The organism is Acinetobacter sp. P8-3-8, from assembly GCF_000214135.1.
Taxonomy (GTDB): Bacteria; Pseudomonadota; Gammaproteobacteria; order Pseudomonadales; family Moraxellaceae; genus Acinetobacter.
Genome location: NZ_AFIE01000004.1, coordinates 48,503 through 69,240, shown reverse-complemented (window position 1 = coordinate 69,240; position 20,738 = coordinate 48,503). Strand labels below are relative to the sequence as shown.

18 protein-coding genes are annotated in these 20,738 nt (G+C 36.2%); 9 read left to right on the top strand and 9 right to left on the bottom strand.

The features are described from left to right. Positions 1-200: 200 nt before the first annotated feature. Entirely contained in the window at positions 201-2,081 is a 1,881-nt protein-coding gene (gene parE / locus GGG_RS0103455; protein ID WP_010112272.1) for a DNA topoisomerase IV subunit B, read from the bottom strand. Position 2,082: 1 nt separating this feature from the next. Beyond that, positions 2,083-2,682 (bottom strand): YqiA/YcfP family alpha/beta fold hydrolase, encoded by a 600-nt coding sequence (locus tag GGG_RS0103450; RefSeq protein WP_010112270.1) that lies wholly within the window; start codon positions 2,680-2,682, stop codon positions 2,083-2,085. A gap of 242 nt (positions 2,683-2,924) precedes the next feature. Here GGG_RS0103450 and GGG_RS0103445 point away from each other — a divergent pair, with 242 nt between their 5' ends. Further along, positions 2,925-4,256 (top strand): alpha/beta hydrolase, encoded by a 1,332-nt coding sequence (locus tag GGG_RS0103445; RefSeq protein ID WP_010112268.1) that lies wholly within the window; start codon positions 2,925-2,927, stop codon positions 4,254-4,256. A gap of 250 nt (positions 4,257-4,506) precedes the next feature. Here the strand turns inward: GGG_RS0103445 and GGG_RS0103440 are convergent, their stop codons facing one another. Both GGG_RS0103440 and gshA read right to left on the bottom strand, forming a co-directional pair. Further along, entirely contained in the window at positions 4,507-5,007 is a 501-nt protein-coding gene (locus GGG_RS0103440; protein WP_010112267.1) for a disulfide bond formation protein B, read from the bottom strand. Between the two features lie 29 nt (positions 5,008-5,036). Further along, positions 5,037-6,614 carry a glutamate--cysteine ligase gene (gene gshA / locus GGG_RS0103435; protein ID WP_010112266.1) on the bottom strand — a complete coding sequence of 526 codons (1,578 nt, stop codon included), beginning with the start codon at positions 6,612-6,614 and terminating at the stop codon, positions 5,037-5,039. A 211-nt stretch (positions 6,615-6,825) separates the two neighbouring features. Between gshA and GGG_RS0103430 the strand changes: the two genes are divergently transcribed. The 6 genes from GGG_RS0103430 (at position 6,826) to GGG_RS0103400 (ending at position 12,396) form a co-directional block, all read left to right on the top strand. After that, positions 6,826-7,365 carry a DUF924 family protein gene (locus tag GGG_RS0103430; protein ID WP_010112265.1) on the top strand — a complete coding sequence of 180 codons (540 nt, stop codon included), beginning with the start codon at positions 6,826-6,828 and terminating at the stop codon, positions 7,363-7,365. A gap of 215 nt (positions 7,366-7,580) precedes the next feature. Then, entirely contained in the window at positions 7,581-8,264 is a 684-nt protein-coding gene (locus GGG_RS0103425) for an alpha/beta hydrolase (RefSeq protein WP_010112264.1), read from the top strand. Positions 8,265-8,700: 436 nt separating this feature from the next. Then, the gene (locus GGG_RS0103415) at positions 8,701-9,261 is read left to right on the top strand and encodes a hypothetical protein (protein ID WP_010112262.1); all 561 of its coding nucleotides are present in this window, start codon (positions 8,701-8,703) and stop codon (positions 9,259-9,261) included. An 18-nt stretch (positions 9,262-9,279) separates the two neighbouring features. Then, a complete protein-coding gene (locus GGG_RS0103410; protein ID WP_010112261.1) occupies positions 9,280-10,587 on the top strand; it encodes a DUF445 domain-containing protein in 1,308 nt (435 codons plus the stop codon). Between the two features lie 265 nt (positions 10,588-10,852). Beyond that, positions 10,853-11,377 carry a hypothetical protein gene (locus GGG_RS19445; RefSeq protein ID WP_227500478.1) on the top strand — a complete coding sequence of 175 codons (525 nt, stop codon included), beginning with the start codon at positions 10,853-10,855 and terminating at the stop codon, positions 11,375-11,377. A 74-nt stretch (positions 11,378-11,451) separates the two neighbouring features. Next, entirely contained in the window at positions 11,452-12,396 is a 945-nt protein-coding gene (locus tag GGG_RS0103400; RefSeq protein ID WP_010112259.1) for a HEAT repeat domain-containing protein, read from the top strand. A 37-nt stretch (positions 12,397-12,433) separates the two neighbouring features. On the opposite strand, the gene GGG_RS0103395 is transcribed toward GGG_RS0103400, so the two are convergent. From GGG_RS0103395 to GGG_RS0103380, 4 genes are all read right to left on the bottom strand, one after another. After that, complete coding sequence (locus GGG_RS0103395; RefSeq protein ID WP_010112258.1) at positions 12,434-13,192, bottom strand: SIMPL domain-containing protein; 759 nt, start codon at positions 13,190-13,192, stop codon at positions 12,434-12,436. A gap of 237 nt (positions 13,193-13,429) precedes the next feature. Beyond that, entirely contained in the window at positions 13,430-14,191 is a 762-nt protein-coding gene (locus GGG_RS0103390; RefSeq protein WP_010112256.1) for a substrate-binding domain-containing protein, read from the bottom strand. 304 nt (positions 14,192-14,495) lie between these two features. Next, positions 14,496-15,230 (bottom strand): RloB family protein, encoded by a 735-nt coding sequence (locus GGG_RS0103385; RefSeq protein WP_010112254.1) that lies wholly within the window; start codon positions 15,228-15,230, stop codon positions 14,496-14,498. A gap of 21 nt (positions 15,231-15,251) precedes the next feature. After that, on the bottom strand, positions 15,252-16,493 hold the full coding sequence (locus GGG_RS0103380) for an ATP/GTP-binding protein (RefSeq protein ID WP_010112253.1): 1,242 nt from the start codon (positions 16,491-16,493) through the stop codon (positions 15,252-15,254). A 411-nt stretch (positions 16,494-16,904) separates the two neighbouring features. Here GGG_RS0103380 and GGG_RS0103375 point away from each other — a divergent pair, with 411 nt between their 5' ends. Together GGG_RS0103375 and GGG_RS0103370 are read left to right on the top strand one after the other, a co-directional pair. Further along, positions 16,905-18,062 (top strand): methionine aminotransferase, encoded by a 1,158-nt coding sequence (locus GGG_RS0103375; RefSeq protein WP_010112252.1) that lies wholly within the window; start codon positions 16,905-16,907, stop codon positions 18,060-18,062. 127 nt (positions 18,063-18,189) lie between these two features. Then, entirely contained in the window at positions 18,190-19,557 is a 1,368-nt protein-coding gene (locus tag GGG_RS0103370; RefSeq protein WP_010112251.1) for an MATE family efflux transporter, read from the top strand. Between the two features lie 140 nt (positions 19,558-19,697). On the opposite strand, the gene GGG_RS0103365 is transcribed toward GGG_RS0103370, so the two are convergent. After that, on the bottom strand, positions 19,698-20,546 hold the full coding sequence (locus GGG_RS0103365) for an SDR family oxidoreductase (RefSeq protein ID WP_010112250.1): 849 nt from the start codon (positions 20,544-20,546) through the stop codon (positions 19,698-19,700). Positions 20,547-20,738 lie beyond the last annotated feature (192 nt).

Here is a 20,738-nt window from a genome sequence, read left to right as displayed (position 1 = left end):
TGCTCCTCACCTTTTTCAAAGGAGGGAGTATCAAGAATCTAAAATTATTTTAAATTCCCAATAGTTCCCCTCTTTTTTAAAGAGGGGTTAGGGGAGATTTCTAGATGAGTAACGACTAAATTACTCTTAACTGACTGGCATTACACATACTGCGAGCTTTTTTGTACTACATTTGAGTATTAAACGCAGTCTTTAAAAATCTAAACCGCTAAATCAGCCAAATTACCTTTCTGTTCTAACCAATGTTTACGGTCTGCAGAACGCTTCTTGGCAAGTAATTTATCCAATAAACCTGCGGTAAAATGAATATCATCCAAATCCAACTGCACTAAACGACGAGTATTCGGATCCATTGTGGTTTCACGCAATTGGCTGGCATTCATCTCACCCAAACCTTTAAATCGTGTGATTTGTGGGTTTTTGGTTTTAACTTTCTTTAATATAGCTTCTAACTCATCTTCATCAAGCGCGTAATACACATCTTTATTATCATCAATACGGAACAATGGTGGCATCGCAACAAATAAATGTCCTGCTTCGACCAAGTTCGTGAAATGTTTAACGAATAATGCACATAACAAAGTTGCGATATGCAGACCATCCGAATCAGCATCGGCAAGAATACACACTTTGCCATAACGTAGCTCGGAAAGATCATCACTGCCCGGATCGACACCAATTGCGATCGCAATATCATGTACTTCTTGCGAAGCGAGAACTTCGTCAGAAGACACTTCCCAAGTATTTAAGATTTTTCCACGTATTGGCATGATTGCTTGGAAGTTTTTATCCCGTGCCTGTTTTGCAGAACCACCCGCAGAATCACCTTCCACAATAAAGAGTTCAGATTCTGCAAGTGAATGACCTACACAGTCTGCCAATTTACCCGGTAAAGCAGGCCCTGAAACAATTTTCTTCCGTTCAACTTTTTTAGCTGCTTTTAAACGACGACCCGCTTTAGCAATCGCCAATTCAGCCAATTGCATTGCCACATCAGAGTTTTGATTGAGCCATAAAGCAAAAGCATCTTTGGCAATATTCAATACAATATTAACCGCTTCACGGCTAGAAAGACGCTCTTTGGTCTGTCCTGAGAACTGAGGTTCTTGGAATTTAAGAGAAAGGATAAAATTAACCCCATCCCAAACATCTTCCGCAGACAATTTCATATTACGTGGTAATAGATTACGTAATTCACAAAACTCACGCATTGCATCGGTTACACCTGAACGTAAGCCATTGACATGCGTACCGCCTTGCGCAGTTGGAATCAAATTGACATAACTTTCTTGAATCTGCTCTCCACCCTCAGCATTCCAACAAATTGCAAATTCAGCACTAGCACGGTCTGCATCACCACTTGCAACGAAAGCAGGATCTGGAATAATTTCTCGATCTTCAAGCTCATCCATCAAATAGTCAACAAGACCATTTTCAAACTGCCATTCTATTTTTTCATCGTTGATTTGATCGATATAATTAATCTGCAAACCCGCAGCAAGCACTGCTTTGGCTTTAAGATTATGTTTTAACGCTTTTAATGCAAATTTAGGTGAATCAAAATATTTCGCTTCTGGCCAAAAACGAACTGTTGTTCCTGTCGCACGTTTCGCCACTTTACCTTCAAAAATCTCTAAAGGTGCAACAGGTTCACCACGCTCAAATGCCATCTTATACAGATTACCCTGACGTTGAACTTCTACTTCAACTCGATCGGATAATGCATTCACCACAGAGATCCCAACACCATGCAAACCACCTGAAAATTGGTAGTTATCAGTGCTGAATTTGCCGCCTGCATGCAATTTGGTCAGAATAATTTCAATCCCACTTTGTCCATATTCAGGGTGAATATCGACGGGCATACCACGACCATTGTCTTCCACAGACAATGAACCATCTTTATAGACTGTCACTGTGATTTTATTGGCATGTCCTGCAAGTGCCTCATCGACAGCATTATCAATAACTTCTTGCGCCAAATGGTTTGGACGAGTGGTATCGGTATACATACCTGGACGTCGACGAACAGGATCTAAACCCGATAAAACTTCAAGTGATTGAGCCGTATATTGAGACACGTTAATGTTTTTCCTTATATGCTACGGAGTAGGATAGAAACTCCAAAATCATCGGTATTTTATCTGCAAAATCTTCCATGGCATGGTTGCCATGCATTTCTGTCATGACCAACGATGTATGTGGAGCGGTACTATAATACTGTTCCGCTTCACGATAATCCAAAACTTCATCACCTTGTTGCAGCAATAGCAATATTTTGTCTGCATCTTGCACAAATGGCACTGCGATACGTTCTAAATGATCAAGTTGTGAGTCATCTAAAGTCCACTGTTCCGTAACTGGATAGGGAATTTGCTCAATTCCAAATAAATCACGAAATAGCTGCCATGGTCGCATAGCTGGGTTAATTAAAACAGCAGGAATGCCATACTTTGCGACCATCTGTGTCGCATAAAAGCCACCTAAACTGCTGCCCACCAATGCAACATCATCAAATTGTTCAATTAAGTTTGAAATTTTATCTAAAACATCTTGCGGTTGCATATTCAAATCGGGCAAATGGACATTATGTGACGAATGACAATGGCAATAGTCATTTAGTAATTGCCCTTTTATCGATAAAGCGCTACTTTTAAAACCATGTAAGTAAATAATATTCATTCGTTTAGGTTGCTTTTATAATCAATACCATTTTATATTTATGTGAAATACATCACATTCCGTTTTAATTTGTATATGACGCTGTATTGTCAGACAAAAAAATTAAAACTTAAATACAATCAAGAGTATTTTAAACATTGTTCAGGACGAACAGCATAAGCCGATTGACTAGGAATTTATACATTGATCTTGTCAAAAAATAAAGCTTTGACAGATGATCAATCAGGATGAGGAAAACAACAATGCCAAGTTTAACCCCTTTACACGAAACCTACTGTAAGTGGGATCGTTCGCCTCCTAGTCAGGCAGATGTATTGGAAGGCTTAGCACAACTTGTCAGCACACCTTTAAGTGGTGTTGTCCAAGACTTTATCCTGTCAATCCAACGTGAAATGTTGCTCAGTATTTTTGGTTTGAGTAAGCAAAAAGCCAAACGATTTCAATCACGTCCAGTAGTCGATAAACTTTATAAGATCGGTTATAACGCTTTACAAAACTATGGTAGCCATCTACTGGCACCAATTCTAAGAAAGACCATTGAACGCTTTCCAAATCTACATGAAAAGCCTTTAACAGCGCATATGACATTTTTAGTGAGTGCTTTAAATGGTGTGCTGGGTGATTATTTATTGACAACCCATAATCCTTTGGCGCTTTCCCCTGTTTTATATGATCATTATGGTGCTTTGCAACAGGGTGATTTAGCAGGTCGTGTGGTTATTTTCACTCATGGTCTATGCATGAATCATTTAGACTGGACCAATCGTGGCAATGGCGGTATTGGTGAAAAATTATTAGCGCAACGTGATAATAACACCATGTTGTATTTTAATTACAATACTGGGCGAAGAATCTCTGCCAATGGCCGTTCGTTGTCTAATCTATTAGAAGATTTAGTAAAACGTAATCCACGCATTACCAGTATTGATTTGATTGGCCACAGCATGGGTGGTTTAGTGTGTCGTAGCGCATTGTTCTACGGTAAACAAAATATGCAGCAATGGTTCCACATGGTGGAAAATCTAGTGTGCATCGGCTCACCACACCATGGCGCAGTATTAGAACGTTTTGGTTTTGCAATCCAAGATAAAATTGGCAACTTCCCGATTGTTAAAATTATCAGTCATGTGGTAAATATTCGCAGCAACGGAATTTTAGATTTGCGTTTTGGTAGTGTCCGTGATGATGATTGGGAACATAATAATGCACGTATTGGTTTAGTCGATGACAATCGTAAACCTGCGCCATTACCTTCACATATCAATACTTTCTTAATTGCAGGCACTTTAGAGTTTGAAAATCGCAAGAATCGCACTTTAAAAGTGATTGGTGATTACCTAGTCAGTGTAAAAAGTGCTTTAGGTGAACACCCAAATCCACGTTTTCAATTGAAACTACCTGAATCACACAAAGCTGTATTTTATGGGCTGAATCATTTTGATATTCAGTTCCATCCTGATGTTGCTGAACAAATTGCAAAATGGTTCTATCCTCATCATGATGAAATTGCAGAAGAACAAATTCGTAAATATTTGATTAAATTAGAAAGCATGCAAGGTATTGTAGAAACTTAATAGGCTTTCAAAAGCTGAGTTTATGTTTGGTTTTGAATGCTGATCATGTTAAGCCTTTTTAATCCTCCCCAACCCTCCTTTGATAAAGGAGGGGGTATCCAGAATCTAAAATTATTTTAAATTCTCAATAATTCCCCTCTTTTTTTAAAGAGGGGTTAGGGAGATTCTTAGATGAGTAACTACTAAATTAGTTTTAGCTGATCAGCATTAAATAAATACTGGCAATTTTTACAACTTCGACAACAACAAATTATTTTGGATATTTTCTAAATAATTGCCAAAGGCTAATCAACGCTAGTACAGCGAAGAAAAGGAATGACCATACTGGTAAGGACTGTCCCAAGAACGTCCAATCGACCATGGCACATTCACCAGAACCTTTTAAAACATTTTCAAATACAGATTTTAGCGGTAAAGTTTCAACCCAATAATCCAAACCAGGCCCACAACTTGGCACTTGGTCTTTCGGTAGGTTTTGTAACCAGACATGACGCGCAGCGACACCTGCTGACCAACTAATCGCAGCCAATCCCAAAAAGCTATAAATTCGTTTAAAAGCATTACTTTTAGGATTGTGTAAAAAAGCAATCAGTGAAATTGCCCCTAAGCCAATTAAACCAATCCGTTGAAAAACACATAGCGGACAAGGCTCAAGCCCTTGAACATGCTCTAAATACAGCGCAAATGCCATACCAATCACACTGGCTAAAAACAAAAAACCACTCACGAAGCGATAACTACGCCATTGCATGGAATTTCCTCTTAATTTTTTATCTTTGATTATCTAAACTTGGCAAGATATTCGTCAAAACTGATCTCTTTTTCTTGCTCAAGTTGCTGTTGATTTTGCAGTGAAGTCTGCGCAAGTTGCTCAAAATACGCTAAAGTTTCAGCACTTAATACATGTTGTTCGTAAAAATTAAGGTGTTGATTTGCCATAAAACTACCAAAGTTCCATGTTCCACCTTGTTCCATCGTATCTGCAATCACATGAGCAGATAGCGTTTCATCAACATCATCAATACGACTTTGCATTTCCAGCAATGCTTTACCATACAAATCAGTCGCATAGCTTTGATTTAAAATATCCGCCAAAGGTTGCATCGCTGTGACATGCTGCTGAATCCATTCTGTTAATGGATATTCCTGCCCTGCTTCTAAAATTTTTGCATTGGGCGCACGACCACGATTCACCACTTCAGCCTGATTTTGTTCAATCACATCTTGCTCAGCATCTAAAAGCTCAGGACTGTCTTTGAGCAAGCAATACAATGCCAAAACTTCTAAGAAACCAGCCGTGTCTTCATTGATTCCAATCGCACTATATGGATTCACATCAACAGCACGTAATTCCACATAGCCAATTCCACGATTTGCCAAAGCTTGAGACGGTGTTTCACCTGCTTGTGGCACTTGTTTAGGACGCACTAGACTGTAGTATTCATTTTCAATTTGTAAAACGTGATCATTGATTTGAATCGGTTCGCCATTTTCATCATTTAAGCCTAAACGACTAAACTGAGCATAAGGTGTATTGACTGCTTTTTGCAGCTCTGCAACATAACTTTCTAAGTTGTTATAATGAATACCCAATTGTTTTTGCGCAGAATTTTGGTAACCAAAACGCCCCATACGCAATGCGGTTGCATACGGTAAAAATAGTGTGCCTTTAATCAAAGGTAACAGTTGATGTTCACGTCCTGTCATAAAACATTTACAAACAGAAGGACTTGAACCGACCAAATACATCACTAAAGGCGTTAAACGAATAAAGTTACGAACCAATCCCAAATAACGGTGACTACGATAATCTTGTAAACTTAATTGTCTTAATGCTTCATCTGTTTCATGTTCTTGTAATTGTTGAAATAAGTGATCAGGGAAAGATACATTATAATGCACACCCGAAATAGTCTGCATACGGCGACCATAACGAATGCCTAAACCATGACGATATAAAGTTTTAAATTTACCAATATTTGAACTGCCATATTGAGCTAAACGAATATTTTCTTCTTGATCATCTAGCATGCATGGCATAGATAAGGGCCACAATTTTTCATCATTTTCTAAATGACTATGCACTACTGCATGAATATCAGTTAAAAAATTTAATGCCTCAGGAATACTCTCTTTCGGTGGCGTAATGAATTCCATCAGCGCTTCTGAATAGTCTGTGGTGATATGTGGATGGGTTAAAGCCGAACCTAAACTGCGAGGATGATCTGCCTGAGATAAAAAGCCATTACTCTGCATACGCAAGCTTTCACGCTCAATGCCACGTAACATACCATTGAATAAGGTAGAATCCACCCAAGTTGGTAAAATAGATTGGGAAATCACTTCGGGTTGACTCATTACTTACTCGCTTATCTTAAAGAACTTTTTAAAATAAAATGTTTTTGATGAGCGCAGTATAACGTGAATTATCGATATACATGTATAGATAGAATACTTTTGAGCTGATAATTCATCTTATTTCAGTTATTTTTTATCACAAATACTGACTACAAGACATTTAAAATTTGTGCTTTGATAGAAAAAACTCTGCTAATAAGTTGTAAATATTATGAATTATCAAACTGTTCTCGATTTTTGGTTTAATCCTGAAACTCAACCCTTTTGGTTTGCGAAAAGTGATGCTTTTGACCAAAAACTGCATCAACAATTTGCAACCACTCTTGAACAAGCTCGTCAATGTGAACTTTGGACATGGCGTGAGAGTGCTGAAGGCAGACTGGCTGAAATTATTGTTCTAGATCAATTTTCTCGTAATATTTACCGCGATAAAGTAGCATCTTTTACACAAGATCCTTTAGCTCTTGCTTTGGCACAAGAAGTGATTCACTTAGGGTTAGATAAAGACTTAAGTCCTGAACAACGTTCATTTTTATATATGCCCTTTATGCATAGTGAATCAAAAATTATCCATGAACAGGCATTACAACTGTTCGAAGCATTAGGCAATCCAATTAACTTAGATTTTGAGAAAAAACATAAGGTTATTATTGATCGTTTTGGACGTTACCCGCATCGCAATACTATTTTAGGACGTGAATCAACCGCAGAAGAAATTGAATTCTTAAAACAGCCCAATAGTCATTTCTGATAAAACCGCCAATCTATACAAATTTCATGACTTTAATTTTTATTTTTAAATCGAATTAAGGTCTGAAATTTATCGGATACATTTAAATAGTTTCACATGAATGAGTTATTAATTTTAAAAGAATAACTTATTCATTTAAATTACAAAAATATCGTATATCCGTTCAAAAAGCTCAGATATTCTTTGTGAACAACATCAATAAGGACAGAAAAAACATGGCTCAGCCTACAATTGTATTAGTACATGGATTTTGGGGTAATTCCCTGCACTGGCAACACGTTATTCCTTTATTGGTAAAGCAAAATTACCAAGTTAAAGCGGTTGAAGTTCCTTTAACATCTCTAGCTGATGATGTTGAAAGAACCACAAAGATGATTAATCAAATTGAAGGCCCAGTATTATTAGTAGGTCACTCATACGGTGGCGCTGTCATTACCGAAGCGGGCAATAACGATAAAGTCGCTGGTCTAGTCTACATCGCTGCATTTGCACCTGATACTGGCGAAAGCCCAGGTATGATTACGCAACAACATTTGCCTGAAGCTGCTGCAAATCTTGCACCAGACAGCGATGGTTACTTATGGGTTGTTGCAGACAAATATCATGAAAGTTTCTGTCAAGATTTAGACCCTACTGAATCCTTAGCCATGGCTGTTGCTCAAAAAGCACCGCTTGCAAGCACCTTTGGCGATAACATCACAAATCCTGCATGGAAAACCAAACCATGTTGGTACCAAGTTTCAACTCAGGATCGCATGATCGCACCTGAAAACCAAAGAAAGATGTCTGCAAGAATGAATCCTAAAGAGATCATCGAGCTTGATGCAAGCCATGCTTCGCTGGCTTCTAAGCCAGAAGAAGTGGCTAACTTTATTTTGAAGGCTGCATCATCTCTTTAATAAATAGTTAAGAGAAGCTGATCTTAAAAATATCTATGCCAGCAGCATCTTCTAAAACCAGATTTTAGAGAAAATAAGTGGTAGTGTAAGCAATAGAGAAACAATTGAAATGGGAGCTAGACTCCCATTTTATATACCTTTAATTTTTGAAAATGATTTAAATCAGTCTCAAAATAAAAACAATAAAAAACCAGTTCTATAACTGTGTAAATTGAGTAACTCAACAAGGCTTTTTATTTTCCAAAAACTATTTTGAAAGCGATTTTGTAAAGCAATATTTTCTTCGTTCCAATTCCTGACGCTGTAATCCCTCTTAGCCATGTACAATAGGGTGAATTAACAAAAATCTTCTTGAAATTCATTATCAATCCCTCATTTTAGAACAATATAGAGATTAAAATTACTGATCCATCTGAAGAGTGGAAAGGAGCGACACATGAAAAAAACACTCATCGGTCTGACTATGGTGGCAGTACTCACAATGACAGGCTGTGCAATGTCACCAAGCAAGCCTCGAACCTTTGATCAACTTGGACAATATTCAACTGTTCCACTCAATGATCACAGTTATCGTGTCAGTTTTAGAGCCAAAAGCGACATGAGTTTTGGAACAGCTGAAGAAATTACCCTACTCAAATCTGCACAAACAGCAGCACTCAACGGATTTCAATTCTTTAAAGTGCTTGATGATCCAAGTAATCGTAATCAACCGCCACGTAAAGCTGTGGTTTATCCAACCCCGATGTATCCACCCTATGGTTATGGATATAGACGTTTGGGCGGCTTTTATGACCCGTTTTATGATATTCCACAAGTAGTGACCGTTGACCCGATTCAAGTGTCTTATAGCATTGAATGTTATAAAGATAAAAAATCAGCACCTAACGATGCTTTTGACGCTCGTCTGATTTTACAATCTTTAGGACAAAAATATGGTGTTAGTCCGACAGGACAAGTACTTCAACCCCAACCTGTTGCGGTAACATCCTCTAAATAATTATTTTTAGGCATATGAATGGGCGAAATAGAACAACATACTATTCCGAGCTTGGATCGTAGTAAACGCTTTGCGACGATTGCATTAATCGTTGCAGTCGTGTCTTGGATTATTCTGATTTTTACAGCCAAGCTCCTGCCTGAATACGCATGGTTCATTCATATCCTCATGCTCGGTGCAGAAGCAGGTGTGGTTGGTGGCTTAGCGGACTGGTATGCGATCACGGTTCTATTTCGTAATCCTTTTGGGAAAATTCCGATTCCTAATTTTTTACGTGACCATACGGAAATCATTCCTCGAAATAAAGCCCGTATCGCTGAATCTATGGGGAAGTTTGTTCAAGAAAACTTTCTTTCCCCACAGGTTGTAGAAAGTAGTTTAAAAAGTACCGATCTCAGTTTAGCTGTAGGGCAATGGCTTGCGAACCCACAAAACAACACTCAAGTCGTTGAAGTGATTCAACAGACTTTACCTAAAATTTTTGAATTTGTTGGGCAAGAACAAATTGGGCGCTTTATTCAAAATAACAGCGTGCAATGGGTGCGTAATACACGAATCAATAATCTTGCCAGTGAAATGCTACGTGCCGTTTTAGAAAATGATTTCCATCAAGATGTATTGCAACGTGGACTAGATTTAGCCCATGAATGGATGATGACACATCCTGAAAAAACTCGTGAACTCACTCAAGTACTGTTTAAGGAACTCGGTGTTTCTCGTCTGGCCAAAGGCGCAAGCTGGATCGGAATCGATGTTGAACAACGCACTATTGATTCTGTAATTGAAAAAGTTGAATCCATGTTGGCTGATGAAGAACATCCGATTCGCCAAAAAATTGAAGAAGCTGCTCATCATGTCATGCTACAACTCTCCGACAATCACAGCACTGCAAGTATTCGTCTAAATGAAACCAAAAATGCGCTTTTAGACAGTGAATCTGTACTGAACTTTATCACTGGTGCTGTGGTCATTTTATGTGATGCAATTAAATCTGACCTAATGAAAGCAGATTCAGGTATTGCGATGAACCTCCGTATTGCCATTCAACAAGTTGGTGAAAACTTGATTCAGAATCAATCTGTTCGTGATTTATTGAATGATCGAATTAGTGGTATTGCTGTGAATTTGAGTGATCAATACAGTGAAAAAGTCATTCGTTTTATTAGTCAACGCATTCATGAATGGGACTCTACTGAAATGATCGCTAAGATTGAAAATGAAGTCGGTGGCGACTTACACATGATTCGCGTCAATGGTGTGGTGGTCGGTGCATTTATCGGTCTAACGCTTGGTGTAATTCGTGCTGTGATTGATTTTGTGATTTGAATATGAACGAGTTAAAGAGGTCATAAAAACGATTAATACTTAAAAAAGTCATCAAAATATCGTTCCATCAAGCACAATCTATCCTGATAGAATCACAAAGGGTATCAATAAGTTAAAATGAATCTCTTAAATTTTTAAATAAATTTTAAACAAAATACTACAATTATTTATAAAAACTTAAAAATAAACACATATACTTGCATAAAATTTTAACTAAAAAAGAAGCAACAAAATGAAAAAAATATTATTAATATCTCTATTCACAATGACAACATCTATTGCTTTTGCAGCAGGAAATCCTATCAAAACTGGTGATGTTCTTGGTCGAGATCTATCTGTTTACGGATTAGGGAGTTTAGGACATACAGGGCTACTTGTTAGCACTAATAATGTGGTTCAGGTCATGAATGAAACACCTTATGTAAACGTAGTCCAATACGTAACCGTTTCAGGTTTTAAAACAGATACTTATTGGGGAGCAAGAGCTAAATCTAGCTTTGGTTTCAGACAACCTTATACTTCCGCAGCGAATCAAATCACAGCTATTTCAAATATTCAACGACCTCATGTTGCTTACACGCTCTATTCATCTACTCCATCTCCTGCAATACAAGTTTGTTCATCCTATAACTCTTCAGGAGCATGCACTGCTTACACTTGGCAAAAAGGTACTTTCCGTTGTGATGGGTTTACTAAATGGCTCTATACTCAAACAGGGAATGGTAATTTAGGCGGTAGCACACCTAATGGAACTTATACGAGTTCTCTTTTAACGATCACTAGAACATAATCGCTTATTAAAAAGATGATTTTCTCACCCTCAATATTTCTTGAGGGTGTCTCTCTAATTTGAAATTGTAGATTATGAATAACAAAATAAAATACCTCTTAAGTATCGCCATCCTTCTGATATTAATTGTATTAATATTCTTTTATAGAAACTATCAAACCGACGTAGAACAAAAAAATACAAGATCAAATACTCTTCCAAAAGAACAAATTACTCATCAAATTAATACCTTGGATGGCAATTTAAGCAATACATCAAAACCAAAGCCTTCAAATATAAACCCACCTAAATGGGCTCAAGAGCTTATGTATATAAATGAAAATCCACAATATAATCGTGTTGATAAAATACAAAGGCTTATAAAATTATTAAATGAAAATAAAAATGATGCTTCAGCCGTGCGCGAAATACTGGCACATTTATCAAATCTAAACCCCATAGAAGCTGTTGATGACATTTTACCATTCCTAAAGAATAGTGACCCTTCTGTCCAAAATGCAGCTATAGGTGCGCTAAGTAATGCTTCTTTACTGACAGAGCAAGAACAACAACTTAAAAAAAACCTGCCTGAAAATGATGTCATTAGAAGAAAAATTGCAATTAATATTAATGAATTGAAAAATACTCCAAACATAGCAAATGAAGTTAAACAGGCAATATCCTCTTCATATGCTTCAACGAATCCATCGCTAGAAGATACAAAATCAATGATTAAAGATATACTCAATCAAAAAGAAATGAGTGCAAATGAATCCTCATATTTAGCGACATCCATTTTAAATGGTAAAGATGTAAAAAATACTATTTCATTACTTGATAATAAAAGTACGACTGTTAAAGATGAAGTCATAAAAAGTATAGGAAATAATATTGTAGACAATCCAAATGTATTAGATGTATTAAATACCGAACAAAAAAGAGAAGTTTTTTCTTTTATACACAATAACCCGCCCAGTATGAGAGATGATGATTTTAGCTTCAAAAATGATCTTTGGAAGAATGCTCTTAATCATTTTTAATCAATACATTGCTTTATCTAAAAATATCAACATATTATCAATCAATTGAATAGTTGATCGTTACAACAACACGTGCAATTTTATTAATGGTTGCCTTATCATATGCGCCACCATAATCGCTATCATCATCAGAGCCACTTTCAGGCAAAATATAAAATGCACCTTGGCTTGCAGAACGCATCGCACCCACTTGGACATTACCCACTTTTGCAAATTCATTGGCTCGGCTATGTGCATTTTTAGTTGCATTGGCAATCAATGACATTTTTATTTCTTCTAAATTAGAAACCAAATACTGCGGTTCTTGCTCGATAGAAATGCCCTTTTCATCTAATAAATACGCATCTTTTGCTGCTTTTTCTATCCTTTGAATATCACGGCTATCAATCACTAAAGATTGCATCGCATTATAACCTCTAAATTCACGGATCATTTTTCCGTCTTCATTTTCAACATCTTGATAATAAGGTTGAGAGCTTTTATTGCCCAATTTCATCTCAGTTGCTTTAAATCCATGCTCAATAAAAAAATTCTGTAGGGCTTTTATTTCTTGATCGAGTAACTGATAAGATGCCGAAATCGTGTCTGAAGCATGACTTGTGCGTAGATTGATTTCCCAACGTGCTAAATCAGATCGTATTGGTTTTTCAGCTAATCCTTTGACGATAATTGAATTTTTGTCACCGCCAAACTGCTTAAGTGCATATCCAATCACACCTGCAGAAATAATAAATCCTAAACTGAGAATGAGTGCTGAAACCCATAAGGTTTTATATATAATTGATTTATTTTCCATTTTTAATATCACTAAAAATTCTTATTCAATAATTTATAGTTAGGATTAAACGACAAGTCAACATAGTTTCGGTGTGTAAATAACACACTTTTATTATCTATTTATTTTATAAAACATCGGTTACTCCTTCGTGAAAATAAGCCATCTCATTGACATAATTTCAAAGGCAATACAAACAAAACTGCTTAGGTCATCCCTCAAGCAGTCTTTGAATGTCTAACAAAAGTTTTAATTCGTTTATTTTGTCCAACCAAATTTTTTAAATATCGTATGTCCTTGTTGAGACTTTAAAAAGTCGATAAAGCTTTTCGCTTCTGCATTTTTTGAACCTTGTTGTGTCAATGCAACACCCGTATCTCGATAAACAACCAATTGCGGCTCGATAGGAACAATTTGACCAATATCAGGATTACTCACACCCCAAATATTAAAAACTAACCATGCGTCATACTGACTATTTTCTTCCCAAGCTTTTTTAGCCATGCCTGTGTTAGGCGCATACATCGTGATATTTTTTCGGAATGCTTTGGTTAATTGAATATTGCCCGTTCTGCCTGCAATATCCTCCCACATACCTACTTGCCCTGCGCCATGAGTAACTAGTACTTTTGTATTTGGTTTTGCTAAATCTTTAAAACCTTTAATATTTTTAGGATTACCTTTTCTGACTAAAATCGCAGCAGGTCGTAAATATAGTGGTTCTACTGAATCTTTAACGATGCTCTCAGAGAATGTTTTTTCAAAATCAGACATCATCGCCTCAGAGCCACTATAGATAAGATCTGCATCTAATTTGGCTTTATCAGCCCATTGCGGGGTTGGTCCCGCAGTCACTTTTACTTCTATTCCCGTCTTTTTTCGGAATTGTTTTGCTGCCTCATGCATCGCAGGTGCAGGTCCACCAGGACCATAAACGTTGATATCTGCCATCGCATTTATAGATAAATAACAAACCGTTAGTCCCAATAAATAACGACTAAATCCATATTTCTTCGGCATTTTTCATTTCCATTGTTGTTGTATCAAAATGAGATATTATTATTTTTACTGATTTATTAATACATTTTATATTGGTTTTTTTGTTAATAAATTTATCGTGAAAAATAAAGTATTTTTAGGCTATACCTATTATTAATTAAGCCTAATCAATAGAGCAGAATATTGAGCAATGAGTGAGTGCCTTACATGAATAATCATGAAAAAACCGTTCTAGTGTGCTGAACTCTAGAACGGTTTTGACTAAAATATTGATGCTAGAAGGGATGATTTAAGCATTTCGTGTAAGAGATTTTATGTTAAATATTCATATTTTTGATTCAATGAATTCTTCAATAGATTTCTCAAAAATATATTTACTTGAACGCTTATGTATCCTTTCCAGTAAATAAATTAGTTGATGAATAGTTGTTATTGGATTATTAGATTCAACAGCTTGTTGACTTTGTGCTAACTTGGAAGAATTATGAGCAGCTTGCTTATAGCTCGTTGCGAAGATTTCAATAATTTCTTTATTTGTTTCATTGTAGTCAGGCTCAAAATTGTTTCTTATGTAGTCTTTAGCTGTATCACCAATAGATTTTTTACCTGTTGAATCGAATGGTTTAGTACAAACTTCATAGTGCAAGATGAACCAAATCTCGATACAAGGGAATGAATATATTGGAATGATTCTTGTGTATTTAGGTTTATATCTAGAGATCACTTCGAGATATTCTTTATTTTTAACCGTGTCTAAGTCAAAAATACAAAAAATATAGTTAAATTCATTTCCAATTTTTTCTTCTGCTTTAGAGATACTAATAGCTTCTTTAATGATTCCCACACTATCTGTATATGCACTTTTTTCTACTTCTAGTGTCTGCAGACCAAGAATATTTTTTATCTTCTCAAAATAAATTTTCTCAGATAAGCCTTCAGTTAATATTAATATTCTTGGAATCTCATTAAAGTTACGAGAAGCACGCTTAGATTGCTTACGAGATTCTCTTAACTTTTGACATTCCAATTTTCGTTTTTTTTCAATATCGTCACTACCCATTAAAAACTCTCTCTATATCTCTTAATTCAAAAAAGGTGTGGCGCCATATCGGCCAGATAGGTAGCGTAATTCCCAATTTTCTCTATCATTACGAGGGTTAAAATCTAGTAATGAATAAATAGAAGAAGCTTGTTCATCGTCTTTTTCTACAAAGTAAATTTGGTCTTTTCTTAAACTATTTGGATCAATTAAATGAGTATCATGAGTGACACAAACCATTTGATTATTAGTTGATTCTTGAAATTTTTTTAAGAAATTTCGAACTAATAAGGGGTGTAGTGCTGAACTTAATTCATCTACATAGAAACATGTAGTGGATGCGCCTTTCCCGTTTAGAAGTAACGGAGAAATTTGAAATAGTTTTCGAGTACCCGTAGATTCTGCGTCAAATTCAAAAGGAATTAGATCACCATCAGAATCTTTATGATAGGTTTTAATTTCTAAGACAAACTTATCTTGAAAATTTTTAATCACACGTTCTCTGACTTCTGGAGAAAGATCTTGTTGATTACTTAAAATTTTTTCTGCAATGGATGATTTATCAATACTAACATCTAAGATACTAATATCTTGGCTAGAAAGGAATTCTAAAAATTTCTCTTTGTATGAGCTGTCTGTATCGATAACTTTAGCTGCTTGTTCTAAAGTTGATTCTTCAGATAGTTTTAAATCGAACCAATCGTAAATATTTTTTAAAAACCTACTATTCTCTTGGACTGCTTTAGACAAGAAAAGAACGTTATCTGAGGTTTTTAATGCAATATCATCATAAATACGTTTAGGCTTTAAATCTTCACCAAAACTATATACGTATTCACCAGATTCAGTTAAATCTCGTGTAAATACATTTTTCTTATATTTTTTAGGGAAGTAGGATAGATACTCATAGTGAATTTTTTCTGAATCTAAAAGAACAGAATAACAATATTTAATATCATCACAAAAGAAATTAATCTCAAAAAAAGACGGCTCTTTTTGCACTTGCTTGTCTAGAGCAAATGAGGAAACAACCAACTTTTCATTGGGAGTGTTTTGTGCTGATGTTAAAACTAAAAATTTTAATTGACCTAGTGCTTTTAAAAGATTGGACTTCCCTGATGCATTTGCACCATAAATAACAACTGTTTTTAGTAACTTTAAGTCTTTAATAGGAGTATCTAGTAGGTGCTCACTATGAGTTGTGTATGGAGTATCAGCAACAAAACTTAAAGTTTGTGGTTCTCTAAAAGATAAAAAATTTGATACTGTGAAATCAATAATCATATAAAAACCCTATTTTATGGATAAAATATCCATAATTTTTATTATTTATGATTTATTTTTTATAGCAATTATATTTTAATATCAAGTATTATTTTTTAGCTTACATAGACCATAACGTTAAGATTTACTAAAATTAACATGATACAGCTTATGCAAAATCAATCTGCATCCTTATCATTGTCTCAACTTACCATACAACCATGCACATATCAGCTAAGCTCACATAAAAATCATTATGTAAAAAAATATTTCAAACCTATAAAACATACATCCCACCACCAATTTAATTATAAATAACAGCGTTACATATACTTTTCTTATCTCTTCAACAAACCAACCACCACACCCTATTTTGCTGTTAAAAACGACCTGTTAAACTGCATATAACACATTCATAAAACTCGTCTGGTCATGATCGAAATCCACTCTAAACTTCCTGCTCAAGGTGTCACCATTTTCAGCATCATGACCGCAATGGCACAACGCCTAAATGCCTTAAATTTATCGCAAGGTTTTCCAGACTTCCCTGCGCCACCTGATTTACTACAAGCTTTAAGTGATGCCACGTTAGCAGGCTATAACCAATATGCGGCTGGAGATGGCTTAGTTCCGTTAAGAGAACAATTAGCACAACTCTTTTTAAATCGAGACCAATTAAAACTAGACCCGATCACCGAAATCACCATCACTGCGGGCGCAACCATTGCTATCTTTTCTGCAATCCAAGCCATCGTACATGCAGATGATGAAGTGATTATTTTCGATCCAAGCTATGACAGCTATGCGCCGAGTGTGCAATTGGTGGGTGCTAAAGCCATTCATATCCCACTGAATGCACCTGAGTTTTGTGTCGATTGGAATCAAGTTAAATCTGCAATCACCGATAAAACCCGCATGGTGATCGTGAATACCCCACATAATCCAACGGGTGCAATTTGGTCGAAACAAGATTGGCTCAATTTGATTGAACTGATTCAAGATAAAAATATTGTTGTGCTGTCAGATGAAGTCTATGAACATCTCATCTATGACGGCGAACAACATTATTCAGCGCTCTCATTTCCAGAATTAAGAGATCGAAGTTTCGTGGTGGGTTCTTTTGGTAAAACCTTTCATGTCACGGGTTGGAAAACGGGGTATTGCGTTGCTTCACCACAGTTAATGCAAGTCTTCCGCCAAGTCTATCAATTCGCCAATTTCTGTGGCGTTACCCCTGTGCAAATGGCTTTAGCGCAATATATGCAACAATATCCTGAACATATCGCAGGTTTATCTGAGTTCTATCAAAATAAGCGAGATTTATTTATTTCAGGCATTCAAGATTCAGAATTTCGTTTAATTCCTTCGCAAGGCACGTTCTTTCAAAATATAGATTACAGTGATATTCGCCCTGATTTAAATGATGTGGAAATGTGTAAATTCTTAGCGGAACAACATAAAATTGTGGCAATTCCGGTGTCTGTTTTTTATAAGCAAGCCCCTGAAAATTTGCGTTTAATTCGCTTTTGTTTTGCTAAAAAAGACGAAACATTATTACAAGCCTGTGAGATTCTAAATCAGGTAAAATGAAGCGCTCATCATCTTCATCATTACCAAAAATAAGAAGCTTGAGTTACTCAAATCCTCAGGCTTTTTTTTAGATCTATGTTACTGTCATAAAAGCAATAAACTTAAAAATTGGACAATAGAAAGATAAATGCCAACACGTCAAAATATGATTGATCACCCACAGTTTTGGAAAGCATTTTTAATCTTTCTAGGCCCACTGATTGTCACCAATATCTTGCAAAACCTATCAGGTACTGTGAATACGATTTTTGTCGGGCAAATGTTGGGTGTAAATGCAATTGCAGCAATTTCAGTCTTTTTTCCAATCTTGTTTTTGCTTTTAGCATTTGTTATTGGCTTATCTTCGGGTGCAACCGTATTGGTTGGGCAGGCTTGGGGTGCTAAAAATATTGAAAAAGTTCGAACGATTGTCGGTTCATTATTGTTTATGACGCTGATTGGCGGAACAATCATTGCACTTGTGGGGGCATTTTTCTCAAAACACATTTTATTGTTATTGGGAGTCGACCCGAAGATTATGCATCTCTCTTTGCCTTATGTCAGATGGATGTTACTCGGCAGCCCATTCTTATTCATATACATCACCTATACCTCCATTCTACGTGGTGTTGGTGACAGTACTACACCGCTTATTGCATCGGGCTTAACCATTGTCATCGGAATGATCACAACCCCGATTTTAATTCGAGGCTATTTTGGTTTTCCTCAAATGGGAATTGTTGCGCCCGCGATTGCAAGTATCTTAGGTTTTATCGGCGTTTTAATTTTTCTTTATATTTATTTAAATAAAAAAAATCATGCGCTCAGACCCGATGCTGCTTTGATTGCTCATATTCGCCATCATCCTGAGTTAAGCCGAATTATTTTAAGATTAGGTATACCGACAGGTATCCAAATGGTCACAAACTCTGTTGCAGGACTCGTCGTCATTGGTTTGGTCAATCAATATGGCGCACATGCAACAGCAGCGTATGGTGCTGTGAATCAAGTCCTGAATTATATTCAATTCCCTGCGCTTTCTATTGCGATTGCAGGGTCAATTTTTGCAGCCCAAGCAATTGGTGCGGGTAAATCTGAACTGCTTTCGAAAGTGACTAAAATAGCTTTATTAAGCAATATTGTTATTACTGGTAGTTTAGTGATCATCGCCTATTTGGCTTCAAAATATTTAATGGCCTTGTTTATTACAGATCCGTCAGTGATTGAGTTAGGTCAGCAATTATTATTTATTGTGTTGTGGTCAATTTTGTTCTTTGGTGCAGGTGCTATTTTTGCATCGATCATGCGAGCCAGTGGAACCGTAAACGTGCCTATGCTTTTTAATATCTTAGCAATTGTACTGATTGAAATTCCTTGCGCTTATTTATTTAGTCAATGGTTCGGTTTACAAGGCATTTGGTATGCACTTGCATTAACCTTCTTCTGTCTATGTCTTATGCAAGGATTGTATTATCAATTTGTATGGAAGAAAAAAACCATTAAGATTTTGATTTAATGGTTTTTAATCGTAAAAAAGACTCGAAAAAGCTCTCATGCTATACATATAAATAATGCCAGTCAGTTAAGAGTAATTTAAAATAATTTTAGATTCTTGCTACCCCCCTCCTTTGAAAAAGGAGGGGGGTAAATGCTAATTTAAGCTTTTGGTTCTAATTTCTTACTAAACTTCGTCGCAAAACCTGTCAGCTTTTGATAGCCCGTCGGTAAAATACGTTGGATTAAATCTAAAGTTTTCGCATCATTACCAATTAACAAACGGCGTTTATCTTTGAGTACTGCATCCAGCATTTGCTGAGCAGCTTCTTCTGGAGGCATACGTAATAACTTATTGAATACTTTTGCAGATTTATCTGGGTTCATTCCCAATGAACGGATGCTGTCACTCATACGTGCATCATTGGCAATATTGGTACGAATACCCCCTGGATGTACGCAAAGTGCAGATACGCCACAATTTTCCATATCTAATTCTTGGCGTAGTGATTCAGTGAAGCCACGTACTGCAAATTTAGTTGCATTATAAGCAGACTGTGTCGGTTGTGCCGTTAAACCAAACAAGCTTGAAATATTGATGATGTGTCCATCACCTGTTTTTTTGATGTATGGAAGAAATTCTTTGGTGCCGTAAACCACGCCCCAAAAATTAATATTCACAATCCATTCAAGTTCTTCGTAAGTTGCGCCTTCAACAGTAGAACCCAATGCCACACCTGCATTGTTAAAAATCATATTCACAGAACCATGATTTTGTGCAGTTTCAGCAGCCCAAGTTCTTACTTCTTCAACATTGGCAACGTTCACTTTCTTACTTGTTACACGAACGTTATAAGGCTTAACCAGTTCAACTGTTTCTGCTAAACCCTTTTCATTCACATCACTAATCGATAAATGACAACCTGCTTTTGCCAATAAAATAGCAAGTTGTTGTCCCATACCAGAGCCTGCACCTGTAATTGCAGCAACTTTGTTCTTAAAATTCTTCATTCTCTATCCTTTTTTTAAATCCATACACACTTTCATGATGTGTCGCTCAGATCTCCAATATAATTTTGACAATCATTATTGTCAAATAATATATGATCAATTACCCGATGTTTTTTTATACAAAAGCGCTAAAATAGGTTTCAATCGCTTTTATTGCTAAAATAAGTCCACTTTGCGACAATCACCTTATAA